The 14,797-nt window shown below is 71.2% G+C and carries 17 protein-coding genes; 5 read left to right on the top strand and 12 right to left on the bottom strand.

What is annotated here, in order from left to right; all coding sequences use genetic code 11:
• The first annotated feature begins 83 nt into the window (after positions 1-83).
• The gene (locus ACFUO4_RS22725; RefSeq protein WP_059192446.1) at positions 84-626 is read left to right on the top strand and encodes a PPA1309 family protein; all 543 of its coding nucleotides are present in this window, start codon (positions 84-86) and stop codon (positions 624-626) included.
• A gap of 140 nt (positions 627-766) precedes the next feature.
• Here ACFUO4_RS22725 and ACFUO4_RS22720 read toward each other — a convergent pair whose 3' ends face one another.
• The 4 genes from ACFUO4_RS22720 to ACFUO4_RS22705 all read right to left on the bottom strand — a co-directional run bounded on the left by ACFUO4_RS22720 (position 767) and on the right by ACFUO4_RS22705 (position 3,957).
• Entirely contained in the window at positions 767-1,864 is a 1,098-nt protein-coding gene (locus ACFUO4_RS22720) for a PDZ domain-containing protein (protein WP_383487472.1), read from the bottom strand.
• 36 nt (positions 1,865-1,900) lie between these two features.
• On the bottom strand, positions 1,901-2,113 hold the full coding sequence (locus tag ACFUO4_RS22715; RefSeq protein ID WP_079309575.1) for a hypothetical protein: 213 nt from the start codon (positions 2,111-2,113) through the stop codon (positions 1,901-1,903).
• Positions 2,114-2,194: 81 nt separating this feature from the next.
• Positions 2,195-2,656 carry a molybdenum cofactor biosynthesis protein MoaE gene (locus ACFUO4_RS22710; RefSeq protein WP_059192449.1) on the bottom strand — a complete coding sequence of 154 codons (462 nt, stop codon included), beginning with the start codon at positions 2,654-2,656 and terminating at the stop codon, positions 2,195-2,197.
• A 188-nt stretch (positions 2,657-2,844) separates the two neighbouring features.
• Positions 2,845-3,957, bottom strand: a complete 1,113-nt coding sequence (locus tag ACFUO4_RS22705) for an SDR family oxidoreductase (RefSeq protein WP_383487469.1) — start codon at positions 3,955-3,957, stop codon at positions 2,845-2,847.
• A 190-nt stretch (positions 3,958-4,147) separates the two neighbouring features.
• Between ACFUO4_RS22705 and ACFUO4_RS22700 the strand changes: the two genes are divergently transcribed.
• Complete coding sequence (locus tag ACFUO4_RS22700; RefSeq protein ID WP_079309573.1) at positions 4,148-5,584, top strand: zinc-dependent metalloprotease; 1,437 nt, start codon at positions 4,148-4,150, stop codon at positions 5,582-5,584.
• Positions 5,581-6,102: an NUDIX hydrolase gene (locus ACFUO4_RS22695; RefSeq protein WP_079309572.1), complete on the top strand. Its 522-nt coding sequence runs from the start codon at positions 5,581-5,583 to the stop codon at positions 6,100-6,102. Before ACFUO4_RS22700 ends, ACFUO4_RS22695 begins: the two co-directional genes overlap by 4 nt.
• 64 nt (positions 6,103-6,166) lie before the next feature.
• Here the strand turns inward: ACFUO4_RS22695 and ACFUO4_RS22690 are convergent, their stop codons facing one another.
• The 4 genes from ACFUO4_RS22690 to ACFUO4_RS22675 form a co-directional block, all read right to left on the bottom strand.
• Complete coding sequence (locus ACFUO4_RS22690) at positions 6,167-6,922, bottom strand: AIM24 family protein (RefSeq protein ID WP_079309571.1); 756 nt, start codon at positions 6,920-6,922, stop codon at positions 6,167-6,169.
• Positions 6,923-6,940: 18 nt separating this feature from the next.
• On the bottom strand, positions 6,941-7,621 hold the full coding sequence (locus ACFUO4_RS22685) for an AIM24 family protein (protein ID WP_059192454.1): 681 nt from the start codon (positions 7,619-7,621) through the stop codon (positions 6,941-6,943).
• Between the two features lie 11 nt (positions 7,622-7,632).
• Complete coding sequence (locus tag ACFUO4_RS22680; protein ID WP_383487464.1) at positions 7,633-9,396, bottom strand: TerD family protein; 1,764 nt, start codon at positions 9,394-9,396, stop codon at positions 7,633-7,635.
• Positions 9,397-9,526: 130 nt separating this feature from the next.
• Positions 9,527-10,123 (bottom strand): M48 family metallopeptidase, encoded by a 597-nt coding sequence (locus tag ACFUO4_RS22675; protein ID WP_079311782.1) that lies wholly within the window; start codon positions 10,121-10,123, stop codon positions 9,527-9,529.
• Between the two features lie 385 nt (positions 10,124-10,508).
• On the opposite strand from ACFUO4_RS22675, the gene ACFUO4_RS22670 reads away from it, so the two are divergent.
• Both ACFUO4_RS22670 and ACFUO4_RS22665 read left to right on the top strand, forming a co-directional pair.
• Positions 10,509-11,723 (top strand): TOMM precursor leader peptide-binding protein, encoded by a 1,215-nt coding sequence (locus ACFUO4_RS22670; protein ID WP_383487918.1) that lies wholly within the window; start codon positions 10,509-10,511, stop codon positions 11,721-11,723.
• On the top strand, positions 11,716-13,083 hold the full coding sequence (locus ACFUO4_RS22665; RefSeq protein WP_383487461.1) for an ABC1 kinase family protein: 1,368 nt from the start codon (positions 11,716-11,718) through the stop codon (positions 13,081-13,083). Before ACFUO4_RS22670 ends, ACFUO4_RS22665 begins: the two co-directional genes overlap by 8 nt.
• A 21-nt stretch (positions 13,084-13,104) precedes the next feature.
• Here the strand turns inward: ACFUO4_RS22665 and ACFUO4_RS22660 are convergent, their stop codons facing one another.
• The 4 genes from ACFUO4_RS22660 to ACFUO4_RS22645 form a co-directional block, all read right to left on the bottom strand.
• Positions 13,105-13,314 carry a hypothetical protein gene (locus tag ACFUO4_RS22660; RefSeq protein WP_383487458.1) on the bottom strand — a complete coding sequence of 70 codons (210 nt, stop codon included), beginning with the start codon at positions 13,312-13,314 and terminating at the stop codon, positions 13,105-13,107.
• 168 nt (positions 13,315-13,482) lie between these two features.
• On the bottom strand, positions 13,483-13,806 hold the full coding sequence (locus tag ACFUO4_RS22655) for a hypothetical protein (protein WP_079311779.1): 324 nt from the start codon (positions 13,804-13,806) through the stop codon (positions 13,483-13,485).
• Positions 13,803-14,171 (bottom strand): WhiB family transcriptional regulator, encoded by a 369-nt coding sequence (locus ACFUO4_RS22650; RefSeq protein WP_059192459.1) that lies wholly within the window; start codon positions 14,169-14,171, stop codon positions 13,803-13,805. The genes ACFUO4_RS22655 and ACFUO4_RS22650 overlap by 4 nt, the downstream gene beginning before the upstream one ends.
• Before the next feature lie 177 nt (positions 14,172-14,348).
• A complete protein-coding gene (locus tag ACFUO4_RS22645) occupies positions 14,349-14,633 on the bottom strand; it encodes a hypothetical protein (RefSeq protein ID WP_079311785.1) in 285 nt (94 codons plus the stop codon).
• Positions 14,634-14,797: the final 164 nt, after the last annotated feature.

The raw sequence follows: 14,797 nt of genomic DNA, 5'->3' as shown, positions 1-14,797 counted from the left end.
TGATCGTAGGCCCTCACCTATGCAACTTACTCACGCTTTACTCGGTTCCCGATTCCGGCCATGAACGAGGCAGGATTGTGACCATGTCCAACACCCCCATGGCAGCGAGCCCCCTGACCCGGGCCGTGCTCGAGATCGACGAGTACGTCTCCGGCCTCGGCTGGGACCAGCCCGCTCGCCTCTTCGCCCTCGTAGACACCGCGCGACTGCGAGCCCAGGAACCCGCCCTCGCGGCCCAGCTCGGCCTGGAGGACGAGCAGGAGTCCTCCGGTCTCACCCCGATCGAGCAGGAGGAGATCCCGGCGGGCAAGCCGCTCGACGAGTTCCTCGGCACCATCGCCTGGCCCGACGCGGTGGCCGGCTGCGCCCTGACGGTGGAGCGCCTGATGCTGCCGCCGTCCGCCGAGGCCCAGGTCCCGGAGGACCTCAGCGGCAAGAAGCTCACCCAGTGGGTCGCGAAGCACCCCGACCGCCAGGAGGTCCGGATGACGGTCGCGGTCCTGCGCGACGGCACCCGCGACTCGGCCCTGCGGCTGCGCGAGAAGGACTCCCCGACGGAGGTCCTCACCGGCGGCGCCCTGGTACCGGGCCTGGCGGAGGCCCTGTCGGCGACGTTCGAGGACTGAAGCCCTCCGGTACTCGGTATTCCGGTACTCCAGTAGTCCGGTACTCCAGTAGTCCGGTCCTCCGGTCCTCCGGTACGACGACGAGGGCGCCCCCAGCCGCGGGGGCGCCCTCGTTCACGTACGCGCGCGTGCCGGTGCCGTCAGCCCTTGGTGGTGCACTTGGGGAGGTCGGCGGTGTCTCCGGCGCGGATGTCCTTCAGGGCGCCGAGGGCGTCCTCGATGGTGTGCACCTTCACCAGGGTGAGCCCGCTGGGGGTGTCCTTGGCGGCGGAGGCGCAGTTCTCCGCGGGCGTCAGGAAGTACTGCGCGCCCTTGTCGCGGGCGCCGACCGTCTTCATCTCGATGCCGCCGATCGGGCCGACCTTGCCCTCGTCGTCGATGGTCCCGGTGCCGGCCACGAACTTGCCGCCGGTGAGGCTGCCCGGGGTGAGCTTGTCGTAGATGCCGAGGGAGAACATCAGACCGGCGCTCGGGCCGCCGACGTCGGCGAGCTTGATGTCGATGGTGAACGGGAAGGTGTGGTCGGTCCCGGCGGTGATGCCGACGATGGCGCGCTTCGGGAGCTCGTCGTGGGACTCCTTGGTCGTGATGGTCACGTCCTGGGTCTCCGTCGCCGTCTTGTTCTCCTTCTCCGCGGCGGCCTGCTCCTTGGCGGGCACGATCGTGAAGGTGACCTTCTCCCCGGGCTTGTGCTTGGTGACCAGGTCGGCGACGTCCGTGGGCTGCTTGACGGCGGTTCCGTCGACGGCCTTGATGACGTCACCGGCGTGCAGGACCCCCTCGGACGGGGAGTCCTTGGCGACCGTGGCGACGATCACGAAGGACTTCACCGGGATGTCCAGCTCCTTCAGGGCGGCGACCTTGGCGCTCTCCTGGGACTGGCTGAACTCCTCGGCGTTCTCCTGGGTGGACTGCTCCTCGGTCTTGCCGTCCGGGTAGAGGGTGTCGTGCGGCACGACCTTGTTGTCGTGCGCCAGCCAGCCGTAGACGGCCTCGACGAGGTTCATCTTGTAGTCGGCGCTGGTGACCCGGACGGTGGTCATGTTGAGGTGCCCGCTCGTGGCGTACGTCTTGCGTCCGGAGATCTGCAGCACCGGCTCACCGTCGTGCTCGCCCAGGGTGTTCACCGTCGGGCCCGGGGACATCTCCGAGTACGGGACCGGAATGAAGACTCCCGCGCAGAGAAGCGCGATCAGCATCAGGGTGGAGGCGAGCATCGTCGCGGTGCGGCGTGGCATGGAACGACAGTACGGGACGCCCCTGTCAGCGTCCCGTCAGGGCTGCTTCTCCATGGCCCTGCGGAACCGGGCATACCCGTCCAGCTCGGGCCCGTCGCTGCGTACCTTGCGGGTGCGGTTGGCCCAGCTGCCCCACACACCGGCACCGATCGCAGCCACAAGCGGAATCAGCAACCAGGCGAGCGCCGCCATGCCGACCTCCCAACCCCAGATGAGCGACCGCAACTGACTGATCAGCAGATTAACCATCCGCACTGACAACGCTCACGTGCGGGGGGCGGTTACGCAACTGGAGGGAGTGGCAGGTGGGATGGGCGAGACGTCGGCAGGTCAGCAGGCGCCGACCCACTCCTCGGTCCCGTCGGAGAACTTCTGGTGCTTCCAGATCGGCACCTCGTGCTTGAGGTCGTCGATCAGCTTCCGGCAGGCCTCGAAGGCCTCGCCGCGGTGCGGACAGGAGACCGCGACGACGACGGCGAGGTCTCCGACCGCGAGGTCGCCCACGCGATGCACGGCCGCCAGCGCTCGCACGGGGTACTCCGCGACGACCTTCTCGGCGATCCGCCGCATCTCGGCCTCGGCGCTGGGGTGGCACGAGTACCCGAGCTGATCGACGTCCGCTCCCCCGTCGTGATTGCGCACGGTCCCCACGAACAGCGCCGTGCCCCCGGCCGCGTCGTCCCCGACGGCCTTGAAGACCTCGTCCAGGGAGAGCGGGGTCTCGCGGATGGCGATGAGCTTGATCGGCTCGTCGGCGGCCTGCTCACCGGGGTGGTCGTAGGTGGTTCCCATGACCCCATCGTGCCTCACGCACCGGACAACACGGAATAGAGCTTTCACCAGGTACGCGCGCGTGGACCTTGGATTCTCCTACGTAGCTGCGGGCAGTCGTGCCGCTGGGGCGGCACGGGTGGGCGCAGCGGCACCCCGCAAGCGCGGGCGAGCGAAACCCCGCCCAGCCCCCACCCCGGGCACCTCGCTCAGATCCGCCGACGCGCCTTCCGAGCCCTCCGCACCACCGCAGCTGCACCCAGCAGAGCCACCGTCGCCCCAGCCGCACCCGCGGCCGTCGCGTCCTTCCGTCCCAGCCGTCGCCCGGCCACCGTGTGCCGACCGGAGACCTCCGCCAGCAGCTCCGCGAGGACCTCCTCGTTGGTCCACTGCGGCCGCCACCCGGCGTCGTGCAGCCGGCTCCCGCTGACCACCCACGGGTACATCGTGTAGGCGAGGTCCCCGGCCGGGGACGGCGTCAGCCCGATCCGGTGCAGCCGGGCCGCCGCCCCCAGCGCGACCGCCGAGGGCAGCTCCATCCGCCGGATCCCGCTGAGCTCCTCGACCTCCTCCTGCTCCAGCCACCCGTCACACCCGACGGCGAGCTCCCCCTCGACCTTCTCGAGGACGGCGTACTCCAGAGCGCTGCACAGATCCTCGACATGACAGAACTGCCAGGCCGGCCGCGACCCGGCCACGACAAGCAGCCGCGGCGACTCGAAATACCTGGTCAGCGCGGTGTCGGTGCCTCCCACCAGCACGGCGGGCCGCACCACGGTGACATTGAGGCCGGGGTGCGCCCGAGGCGCCCTCCGCGCGAGCCGCTCGATCTCCAGCAGGTCCCCGACGCCGGTCGCCTCCGCGGTCGCCCGCAGCTCCGCGTCCTCCGACAGGGGCAGCTCGTTGTCGTCCAGCGCCCCGTAGACCATGGCGGACGTGCACAGCACGACCCGGTGCACCCCGGCCGCCGCGGCGGCGGTCAGCACGGTCTGCGTCCCCCGCACGTTGTACGCCGTACGCGCGGCCGCGTCCGTCTCCAGGTCCAGATCCAGCGCCAGATGCACGACCACGTCCGCGCCCCGCAGCTTGTCCGCGATCGCCGGGTCCCGCACGTCGAGGATGTGCCACTGCGCCGCGGCGCACTCGCCGCGCCGCTCGTCGATGGCGATGACCTGCTTGATCTCGTCCGAGGCGGCGAGCCGCTCGGTGAGCAGCGCGCCGATGCCGGCCGCGGCGCCGGTCACGGCGACGACGGGCCCGCGCACACCGGAATGGGTTGACTGGTTTCGCGCTGCGCGAACCTGTGGATCAGGGGAACTCACCGGGCGTCTCCAGCGGTTGTCTTCAGTACGAGCGCGAGTGACGCGTACGTACCAGGTGGCATCCATCCTGCCGCAGGCCGCGAGTCGGCGGAGCACCGAGGCCCGAACCGCCGGCGGTGTCTACGCTGGGTGGTGTTATCGGGCAGTCGCGCCGCCGGGACACCGGTGGCCTTACCAGCCGAGGAATCCCGTGAGTGACACCCCATTCGGATTCGGCCTTCCGCCGGAGGAGCCGGACGACGGCGACGAGGGCAAGAAGAAGGACCAGCAGAGCGGTGGTGGTCAGGGCCCGGCCAACCCGTTCGGTTTCGGCGGGCTGCCCGGAGCCGGTGGCTTCGGTGGCCCCGGCGGCCCTGGTGCCGACAACCCGTTCGCTGCCATGTTCGGTTCCCTGAACCCCAACGACCTGGGCGCCGCGTTCCAGCAGCTGGGCCAGATGCTCTCGTACGAGGGCGGCCCGGTGAACTGGGACATGGCCAAGCAGATCGCCCGCCAGACGGTCGCCCAGGGCACCGCTGACGGCACCAAGGACGCGAGCGTCGGCCCCGCCGAGCGCACCGCGGTCCAGGAGGCCGTCCGCCTGGCCGACCTGTGGCTCGACGACGCCACGTCCCTGCCGTCCGGCGCGGGCTCCGCCGTGGCCTGGTCCCGCGCGGAGTGGGTCGAGGCGACGCTGCCGGCGTGGAAGGAGCTGGTCGACCCGGTCGCCGAGCGTGTCGGCAACGCCATGGGCGACGTCCTGCCGGAGGAGATGCAGGCCATGGCCGGCCCGCTGATCGGCATGATGCGCTCGATGGGCGGCGCCATGTTCGGCACGCAGATCGGGCAGGCCGTCGGCGTGCTCGCGGGTGAGGTCGTCGGCTCGACCGACATCGGCCTGCCGCTCGGCCCGGCCGGCAAGGCCGCGCTGCTGCCGGTGAACGTGGCGGCGTTCGGCAAGGACCTGGGCGTGCCGAAGGACGAGGTGCGGCTGTATCTCGCCCTGCGCGAGGCCGCCCACCAGCGCCTGTTCGCGCATGTGCCGTGGCTGCGTTCGCATCTGTTCGGCGCGGTCGACGGCTACGCGCGCGGGATCAAGGTCGACACCGCCAAGCTGGAGGACGTGGTCGGCCAGTTCGACCCGCAGAACCCCGAGCAGCTGCAGGACGCGTTGCAGCAGGGCATGTTCCAGCCGGAGGACACCCCGGAGCAGAAGGCGGCCCTGGCCCGCCTGGAGACGGCCCTGGCCCTCGTGGAGGGCTGGGTCGACGCGGTGGTCCACGCGGCCGCGAAGCCGCGCCTGTCGTCCGCGGACGCGCTGCGCGAGACGCTGCGCCGCCGTCGCGCCTCGGGCGGCCCGGCCGAGCAGACGTTCGCCACGCTGATCGGCCTGGAGCTGCGCCCGCGCCGGCTGCGGGACGCCTCCCGTCTGTGGGCCTCGCTCACGGACGCGCGCGGTGTCGACGGCCGGGACGGCCTGTGGGCCCACCCGGACATGCTGCCGACCGCCTCGGACCTGGACGACCCGGACGGCTTCGTGCACCGCGAGCAGCTGGACTTCTCCGAGCTGGACAAGATGCTCGGCGAGGCCGCGGAGAAGCCCGACCTGAAGAAGAAGGACGAGGACAAGGGCGACGGCACCGAGTGAGCCTGTACGACGACGCGGTCCTCGTGCTGAAGGGCTACGAGGACCAGGAGGACCTGCGCCAGACGTACCTCGACCACCTGTCGGCCCACCCGGACGGCATGTGGAAGTCCTGCGGGGACGGGCACATCACGGCGAGCGCGCTGGTGATCGACCCGTCACGCGGGCGCGTGCTGCTCACCCTTCACAAGAAGTTGCGGATGTGGCTCCAGATGGGCGGCCACTGCGAGCCGGGGGACGCGACGGTGGCCGCCGCGGCGCTGCGCGAGGCGACCGAGGAGTCCGGGATCGCGGGCCTGACCCTGCTGCCGGGCGGCCCGGTCGGTCTGGACCGGCACCCCATCCCGGCGCCCTGCCACTGGCACTTCGACGTCCAGTACGCGGCACTGGCCCCGGCCGGCACCGTGGAGGTGATCAGCGACGAGTCCCTGGACCTGCGCTGGTTCGCCTACGACGAGGTGGCGGACGTGGCGGACGAGTCGGTCGTACGACTGCTGGAAGGGACGCGCGCAAGGCTGTGACGCCGGAGCATGTGTAAGGGGCGCCCGCAATGGCGGGCGCCCCTTACACATGGTGTCCGGGCGGTCAGCTCCAGACGTTGCCCTGGTTCTGAGCGCGTACCCCCTGCTGTCCCATCCCGTACTGGGCGGCGAGGCCGGACCCGATCTGGGCGTTCTGCGGCGGCAGTAGCTCGCTGGGCTGGACGATCGCGTAACCGCTGCCCATGAAGCTGAGCTCCCAGCCCTCACCGGTGTTGCCGCGGCGCCGCCAGACGCCGGAGGAATGTGTCTGGGCCTGCATCTGGACGCGCAGCGAGGTCGACCAGGCGACGATCGCGTCGGCGTCGCAGTTGACGTACTTGTCCGGGGTGACCTGCATCATCAGCGGCATGCCGGAGGTCATGAGGGCGACCTTGCCGCGGCCGGTGATGTTGAGCTGGTACTTCCCGGAGCCGGAGATGCCGTAGAGGCTGTCGACGGCGATGACCTCGTGGTGCAGCGAGGAGTCCATGGCGAGGACGTAGGAGCTGTCGACGGTGAGGCCGTCCTGCTCCACGTCCACCAGGTGCACGTGCTGCTTGAGGTTGGCGAGGTAGACCGTGCCCTGTCCGTGGCAGCGCATGAGGTCCAGGCCCTCGCCGGTGTGCGCACGCGCGCGTCCCTGCTGGTTGGACTGGTACTCGGCGTCGAACTCCATCAGCCCCTGGTAGGCGACCATCGTGCCCTTGCGGGCGAGGATGTCGTCGTGGCCCTCCAGGGTGACCCGGAGCATCTGCTTGTTCTGCAGGCTCCAGCGGTCCTGGCTCTGCTGGTCGTTGTAGGCGAAAATCGGGCTCTGCATGGCGTTTCTGGCTCCCCCTCAGCCCCGGACCCGGAGACGGTCGGTGCTGTCCTCGCTGGGCTGGACGACGACGATGCCCTGGCCGGAGAAGGCCATCTGGTAGGCCTCGCCGCTGCCCCGGCCGATGAGCGACTGGGCCTTGAAGCTGCGCTTGCCCTTGACCTTGAGGTTCGGCGACCAGGCGACGAGCGCGTCCGGGTCGACGTACGTCTCGTCCTCGCCCCCGCCGCAGTCGACGACGATCGGCTTGCCCCGGGAGGTCAGCGCGACCCAGCCCTGCCCGGAGATCTTGGTGTTCCACAGGCCCTGGCCGGCGAACTTGGCCAGCCCCTTGACCCGCTCCACGCCCCACTGGAGGTGCGCGTCGAAGGCGAGCAGGTTGGTGGCGTTGACGGAGATGCCGTCGCCGTTGAGGTTGATGACGACGACGTTGGCGCCGTAGTCGGCGAGGTAGAGCAGTCCGTCGCCGGAGCACTTCATCAGGGGCGCGCCCTCGCCGGTCAGCCAGTCCTTGGCGATCTGGCGGACGGCGGGCGGGTTGGGCTCGTACTGGACGAAGCCCTCGTAGGCGACCATCGAGCCCACGCGCGCGAAGAGGTCGTTGCCGGTCTGCATGGCGACCTTCAGCATGTGGTTGCCGTGGTTCTCCATGCGGGCGGTGACGGGTGCGGGGGCGTAGCCCGCGAGCGGCTGGTTCATGACGGGCTCCCTCAGATCTCGTACGGCTGGACGACGATGAAGTTGCCGGGAGCGGCCCGGAATTGGAGGTTGACGCTCTCTCCGGTGTCGCCGGGGTAGGCGTTGCGGCGCATCCGCACCTGGCTGGAGACGACCACCTGGGCGGCGGACGACCAGGCGACCACGGCGTTGGCGTCGGCGAACGTCGTCGGCGTGACCGGGAGGACCACGGGCGTGCCGTGGGTCTTCACGACGATCGTGCCGGTGCCGGTGAACTGCATCGTGAACAGCGCGCCGCCGGGGATGCCGTGGCCCTCGATGCGGCGGACCTCGTACTGGAGGCCCTCGTCGAAGGCGAGGACGTTCTCGGCGGAGACGCAGATGCCGTCGCCCTGGAGTTCGATCGGGTGGAGCATCGTGGAGTTCTCGGCGAGGAACACCTGGCCCTGGCCGGTGCAGCGCATCAGCTGCATCTCCTGGCCGGTCGCGTTGCCCGTGATCCGGCCGGCGAAGCCCGCGCCCTTGTAGCTGAAGTCGACCTTGCCCTGATAGAGCACCATGCTGCCCTGCCGGGCGAGCACGGGCTGGCCGCCGATGCCGAGGTCGACGCGGACCATCTTCTTGTTCTGCTGCGTCCAGCGCTGCCCGGTCGGCGTCTCCTTGAACTGCTGGAGCGCGGCGGCGACTCCGGGCGCGTGGGGCGCGCCCTGCGGGGCGCCCTGAGGTGCGCCGTAGGGGGCCTGCTGGCCCGGGACCTGGCCGTACGGGGGCTGCTGGCCGTAGCCGGGAGGCGGGGTCGGCTGTCCGTAGCCGGGCGGCGGGGCCGGGGCGTGCGGGGCCATCGGGGCCTGGGGCTGGCCGCCGTAGCCGGGGGGCAGGGGGGCGGTCTGGCCGGGGGCGCCCTGGCCGTACGGCTGCTGGGGCTGGCCGTAGGGCGCGGGGGCGGGAGCCGGGGGCGGCACCGGGGCGCCGCCGGGCGGGGCCATCGGCGCGACGATGGTCGGCTGGGCGTGCACGTTCGGCGCGGGCGCCGGGGGCGGGGTGGCGCCGGGCGGGGGCGCGTATCCCTGCGCCGGCTGCGGGGCCGGGGCGGGAGCCGGGGGCGGGGTCGCTCCGGGCGGCGGCGCGAAGCCGTGCGCGGGCTGGGGGGCCGGGGCGGGTGCCGGGGCGCCGAACGCGGGCGGGGCAGCGGCCTGGGGCGGCGGGGCGAACCCGGGCGTGGCACCGGCCTGCGGCTGCTGCGGGGCGGGAGCCGCGGGGGCCTCCTCCTCCAGCACCTCGCCGCCGAAGTTCTTCAGCAGCGCTTCCAGACCGCCGTCGAAGCCCTGTCCGACGGCGGCGAAGCGCCAGACGTCCTTCAGGTAGAGGTCGCCCAGCATCACGGCGCGTTCGGTGGAGAACTCCGAGCCGTTGAAGGAGTAGCGGGCCACCTCCTCGCCGCCCGCCACGATCCGCAGGTAGCCGGGGGCGATCTGCGACATCTGCCCGGCGCCGTCGATCGTCGCGGTGAACGACAGCTTCTGGATCCGCGCCGGGATCCGGTCGAGGGTGACCCGGAAGGATTCCGTGTCGCCCGCCTGGGCGCCCAGGAGCTGAATGGACTCCTCGGGGGACTTCGGCTGGTTGAAGAAGACGAAGTACCGGTCGTCCGAGAGCCGTTCCTCGGCGTCGAGGCCGAAGCAGCTGATGTCGAAGCTCAGTCCGGGACCGGTGATCTGCACGCCTACGTACAGATCGGTGCCCGCGGTGAGGTCACTGACCTTGGCCTTGTGGCCGCGTTGGAATTCCCTGGCCATGCGTAACGACCGTCCCCCATCCAAGTGCGAGTGCGTCGCGCCAGGCTAACGGCAAACTCCGAGGGCGGACCAAGTCGGTACAGACCCGGTACACAATCCCCGCCCGGCAGCGCTCGAGGGTCGCGGTCGCTCACTCTCCGCGCGCGCCCGGCACATGCGGCAGCCGCTCGGCGGCCACCACCCCTTCGAGGTAACCCCGGGCCCGCTCGGTCCGCGGGTACGCCTCCAGCAGCCGCCAGAAACGCGGCCCGTGGCCCGGCACCAGCAGATGCGCCAGCTCGTGGAGCAGGACGTAGTCGACGACGTACTCGGGCATGCCCTGGAGCCGGTGCGAGAGACGGATGCTGCCCTCGGAGGGGGTGCACGAGCCCCAGCGCGTGTTCTGGTTGGTGACCCAGCGCACCGACTTGGGCCGGGCGCGGCCGCCGAAGTACTGCGCCGACAGCCGCTCGGCGCGCTCGGCCAGCTCGTCGTCACCCAGCACCCGCTTGCTCTCCTGGGCGGCGAGTTTGTCGAGCATGACGCTCACCCAGCGTTGCTCCTCCGCCTCGGACATCCGGGCAGGGATCAGCACGACGGTGCGATCGCCCTCGCGGTACGCGGAGACCGTCCGGCGTCGACGGGCGCTCCTGCGCACTTCGATCGCGGTCGCCCCGGAGCCGCTCGGCGGCTGGCTCGTCGTGCTGCGCTGTGGTGTTCCGGCACGGTGCAGTGGGTCGGCGGACACGCCCCGACGTTACCCGCTGTACATGGCGGAAGTCCCGACTCCGGGACGGTTCGCTGCCGATCCCCCACCATGCGTTTGATTTGTACGACGAATATGCCCCGCCTGTGGACAACTTTCGGCACGGTCCGTCGCGTCCGGGCATGCTGGCACTCGCCGCCGGATCCACGCCCGGCCACCGGGAGGGCTCGCGGCGGCGTACGGGGTTGTTCCACGAGGGCTACGGGGGCCTGTCATGCGGTCGAAGACTTCGCCGGTTACGGCGTCGGGTGGTTCGTCGGTTCCGGTATCGAGCGGTTCGCCGGGTGCGGCGTTGCAGGGGGCGGGGGTGCCGACGATGGCGGGTCCACCGGTGCCGGAGGCGGGGCCCCCGCGCGTGCGGATCCCGCTGGTGCCGCTCCTGAAGCCCGCGCTGCGACGCGGCTGGCGCGACCTCAACACCGTGCAGTTCGGCATGACTCCGGCGCACGCGATGACACTGGGCCCGATGGACACGGCGACGGGCAGCTTCCTCGAACTGCTCAACGGCACCCGCGGCCCGGGGCTGCTGCGCGAGGAGGGACGGCGGCTCGACCTGCCGGAGAGTCATGTCGACGGGCTGCTGGAGCAGCTGTCCCGCGCCGGGCTCCTCGACGACGCGCGGGGCGGCAGCCCGGCCGTCGAGACCCTGCGGCGGAAGAAGAAACTCCTCGACCGGCTCCGCCCCGACCTGGCCTCGCTGTCCCTGACCACGTCCGAACCGGGCGAGGCGATGGAACTGCTGGCCACCCGTCGCACCCTGCGCGTCCAGGTGCGGGGCGCCGGACGCGTCGGCGCAGTACTGGCCTCCCTGTTGTCGGCCGCCGGCATCGGCGAGGTCGACGTGCGTGACGGCGGCCATGTCGAACCGTGGGACGTCGCACCGGGCGGACTGCCCGCGGAATCCGTCGGCGTCCGCAGGGACGAGGCCGCCCGGCGTGCCGTACGTCACTGCGCGCCGGACAACCCGCTGCGCCGCGGCCCGCAGTCGCCGCCCGGGGACGGCGACCCGGGCTTCTCCCTGGTGATCCTCGCCCCGCGCGACGACGTCTCCGTCCACGCGCCGCCGTCGGCCGACACCTTCGTCGGCTCCGGTACGCCCCATTTGTACGCCGGCGTCGTGGAGGGAACCGGTGTGGTGGGCCCGCTCGTCCTGCCCGGCGAGACGAGTTGCGCGGGCTGCCTCCACGAGTGGCGCACCGACCGGGACCCGGCCTGGCCCCGGCTGGTCGCCCAGTGGCGGTCGGGTGCGCGGCGGGTGCGCCGGGTGCCGCCGTGCGACGTGACGCTGGCCACGACGGTCGCCGGGCTGGGGGCGGCACACGCACTCGCCTTCCTCGACGGCACGATGCCGTCCAGTGCCGGTGCCCGGTGGGAGGTCTCGCTGCCCGCTCTCAACTGGCATGCGCGGCCGGTCTGGGCGCATCCGGCATGCCCGTGCGGGGCCGCGGAGAAAGGTAAGGGAGAACTCACCTCCATTGCCGGGGAGTCGCACGAGACAATGGCGGAACAAGGGCCGTCGAACGAGTCACGCCGCAAGGCAGCCGCGGCACGGCCGGCTGGGACCTGGAGGGCGCATGTCTGATCTTCCCCGGAAGGCGGTCACCCGGACCGCCAAGCTCGCCGCGCTCCCGCTCGGCTTCGCCGGCCGGGCGACCTGGGGGCTCGGCAAGAGAATCGTCGGGGAGTCCGCGGAGATCGTCGGCCGTGAGCTTCAGCAGCGCACCGCCGAGCAGCTGTTCAAGGTGCTCGGCGAGCTCAAGGGCGGCGCGATGAAGTTCGGCCAGGCCCTGTCCGTCTTCGAGTCGGCGCTGCCCGAGGAGGTCGCCGGTCCCTACCGGGCGGCCCTGACGAAGCTCCAGGAGGCCGCGCCTCCGATGCCGACGCGCACGGTGCACCGGGTGCTCGAGGAGCGGCTCGGCGCGAACTGGCAGGAGTTCTTCCTGGAGTTCGAGGACAAGCCGTCCGCGGCGGCGTCGATCGGCCAGGTGCACCGGGGCGTGTGGCACGACGGCCGGGAGGTCGCGGTCAAGGTGCAGTATCCGGGCGCAGGCGAGGCCCTGCTGTCCGATCTGAACCAGCTGAGCCGTTTCGCCCGTCTGCTGGGCCCGCTGATTCCCGGCATGGACATCAAGCCGCTGATCGCGGAGCTCAGGGACCGGGTCTCGGAGGAGCTGGACTACGGCCTGGAGGCACAGGCCCAGCAGGTGCACGCCGAGGAGTTCGCGGACGACCCGGACGTGGTGGTGCCGGCGGTGGTCCACCAGTGCTACCAGGTCCTGGTCACCGAGTGGATCGACGGTGTGCCCCTGTCCGAGATCATCTCGGACGGCACCCAGGAGCAGCGTGACCGCGCCGGCCAGCTCCTGGCCCGGTTCCTGTTCTCCGGCCCGGCCCGCACCGGCCTGCTCCACGCCGACCCGCACCCGGGCAACTTCCGTCTGCTGCCCGGCGGTCCGGGGGGCGAGGAGGACTGGCGGCTGGGCGTGCTGGACTTCGGCACCGTCGACCGTCTGCCGGGCGGTCTGCCCACGCCCATCGGCGACTCGCTGCGCATGACGCTCGACGACGAGGCGGAGGCGGTCTACGAGCTGCTGCGCGCGGAGGGGTTCGTCAAGGAGTCCATAGACCTGGACCCCGACGCCGTCCTCGACTACCTCCGGCCGATCATCGAGCCGGCCCTGGTGGACGAGTTCACCTTCACCCGCGCCTGGATGCGCAGCCAGGCGGCCCGCATCGCCGACATCCGCTCCCCCGCCTACCAGTTGGGCAAGCAGCTCAACCTCCCGCCGGCGTATCTGCTGATCCACCGTGTGACGCTCAGCACGATCGGTGTGCTGTGTCAGCTGGGCGCGACGGTCCGGCTGCGCGAGGAGCTGGAGGCATGGCTGCCGGGATTCGTGCCGGAGGAGGACGCGGCCGAGGAGCCGGCGGCGGAGGCGTGAGCGGGGCCACCGCCGGCCGGGCTACCACCAGGCCGAGTCCAGCCGCCCCTCGATCGCCCTGAGGTTCTCCCGCGAGCAGGTGTCGCAGAAGTACCTGCGTGCGCCGTTCTCCACGGAGCAGGTCCAGGTGGGCCGGGGGCCCTCGGCGGTGGTGCCGCAGCGGGCGCACACCAGGGTCTCGGGCTCCTGGGCGGAGCCGCCCTGGTCACTTCCGCCGGGATGACTCGTCACGCGGCGACGATATCGCCGTGCCGGTGGGAACGCCGGGCACAACGCACCGTGCCTCTTGGACCGCGGGCACAACGCGCCGCGGGGGCCGGTCCGTTCGGACGGACCGGCCCCCGCGGGGAGCTTTCGCCTCCCGGAGTCGGGGGAGGCCACCGCTTCAGGTGGTGATGGTTACTGCATGACCGCGATGGCCAGCGCACGGCGGGCACGCATCGAGGCGCGCTCGGCCCTGCGCTGCATCCGGCGCGCGGCCGCCAGGCTCATGGCCCGACGCTCCTGCTGCGCGGCGTGCAGTCGCTCGTGCATATGCGCACGTGCCAGGGCTTCTGGTTGGAGTTGCATCTCTCGGGTCCTGTTCTGGCGCAAGTCGGTGGCGCCAACGGTGGTGAAGTCTGGAATCGCGGAGCCGGCGGGCTCGGTGGTGGACGGCTTCATCGGGGCCTGCTTCTTGGGGTCGTGCGTGAGGGGGCGGTCGATCGTTCCTGCGGTGTTCATGCTGTGACCGGGTTCTTGCGCGGGCGACCACGGGGCCGCTTCCGGGCGACGACGACACCCTGGACGAACAGCTCGCCACCCCAGACGCCCCAGGGCTCACGCCGCTCCTTGGCGCCGGCGAGGCAGGCCTCCATCAGCGGGCAGGTGCGGCAGAGGGACTTGGCGTACTCGACGTCGGCCGGCGACTCGGCGAAGAAGACCTCCGGGTCGTAGGAGCGGCAGGGGACGGGTACGCCGAGGTTCTCGATGGCGTCGTCGAGCGCGGTGAGCGCGGTGAGCGGGGTCAAGGTGGAGTCCTCCGTGAGGCCGGGCTTGGGGATCGCTTCTGAGGGCGGTACGGACGGGGCGTGCGCTTCGAGTTGCACGGTTGGTCTTCCTCGTCTGGTCGGTCCGGCCCTGTTGGACCGGTGGTCGGCTTGGTACCGGGTTCTTTTCTTGTCCCGAGGCCCCTTCGCTCCGTCATCCCCGTTGGAGGACAAACAGAAGGGCCGCGGATCCCGGATGGGGTTCCGCGGCCCTGAAGGCGCCGGCCTGATCGACGATCAGGCTGGATCACTCCAGGGTTCTGGCCCACGGAAGGCCCACATCAGGTGGTGCTGCGTTGCCTGCTTCCGGCTTCCGGCACCGGCGGCCGTAAAGGCATAGGCGTGCGCCTGTCCCTCTACTGCTTCCAGTGCCTTGGTCGGTCGCTCATTGCGCTCACGAACGGGGAGACCCGCGAGAGACACGGAGGACGCCGGGCCGGCGACACGAATGCCGGACAGACCGGTGCCCTGGTTCGAGACGGCGAGCATGCACAGGGAGGCGACGACCGAGCGATCGGTCATTTTCGCGGTGAAGCTGGCGTTGATGCTGGTCACTGGACTCGCCTCCTCTCGGCGTCTCGGGGGACTGGGGTGAGCCAGTCCTTCGGGTATGTAAGTACAGCACGGAATCAGGGCCTCCGAGAAGGCCTCTGTTCCCGTGGCTAAGAACCTATGGGGATTGCTGG

This window comes from Streptomyces sp. NPDC057280, assembly GCF_042668605.1.
GTDB lineage: Bacteria > Actinomycetota > Actinomycetes > Streptomycetales > Streptomycetaceae > Streptomyces.
This window is presented reverse-complemented; position numbering and strand designations above follow the sequence as displayed.

Excerpts from the sequence above, each read along its gene's own strand:
- ACFUO4_RS22725 (WP_059192446.1), top strand. The coding sequence starts at position 84 with ATGTCCAACACCCCCATGGCAGCGAGCCCCCTGACCCGGGCCGTGCTC.
- ACFUO4_RS22710 (WP_059192449.1), bottom strand. The coding sequence starts at position 2,656 with ATGGGAACCACCTACGACCACCCCGGTGAGCAGGCCGCCGACGAGCCG.
- ACFUO4_RS22645 (WP_079311785.1), bottom strand. The coding sequence starts at position 14,633 with ATGACCGATCGCTCGGTCGTCGCCTCCCTGTGCATGCTCGCCGTCTCG.
- ACFUO4_RS22665 (WP_383487461.1), top strand. The coding sequence starts at position 11,716 with ATGTCTGATCTTCCCCGGAAGGCGGTCACCCGGACCGCCAAGCTCGCC.
- ACFUO4_RS22720 (WP_383487472.1), bottom strand. The coding sequence starts at position 1,864 with ATGCCACGCCGCACCGCGACGATGCTCGCCTCCACCCTGATGCTGATC.
- ACFUO4_RS22690 (WP_079309571.1), bottom strand. The coding sequence starts at position 6,922 with ATGCAGAGCCCGATTTTCGCCTACAACGACCAGCAGAGCCAGGACCGC.
- ACFUO4_RS22655 (WP_079311779.1), bottom strand. The coding sequence starts at position 13,806 with ATGAACACCGCAGGAACGATCGACCGCCCCCTCACGCACGACCCCAAG.
- ACFUO4_RS22685 (WP_059192454.1), bottom strand. The coding sequence starts at position 7,621 with ATGAACCAGCCGCTCGCGGGCTACGCCCCCGCACCCGTCACCGCCCGC.
- ACFUO4_RS22715 (WP_079309575.1), bottom strand. The coding sequence starts at position 2,113 with ATGGTTAATCTGCTGATCAGTCAGTTGCGGTCGCTCATCTGGGGTTGG.
- ACFUO4_RS22680 (WP_383487464.1), bottom strand. The coding sequence starts at position 9,396 with ATGGCCAGGGAATTCCAACGCGGCCACAAGGCCAAGGTCAGTGACCTC.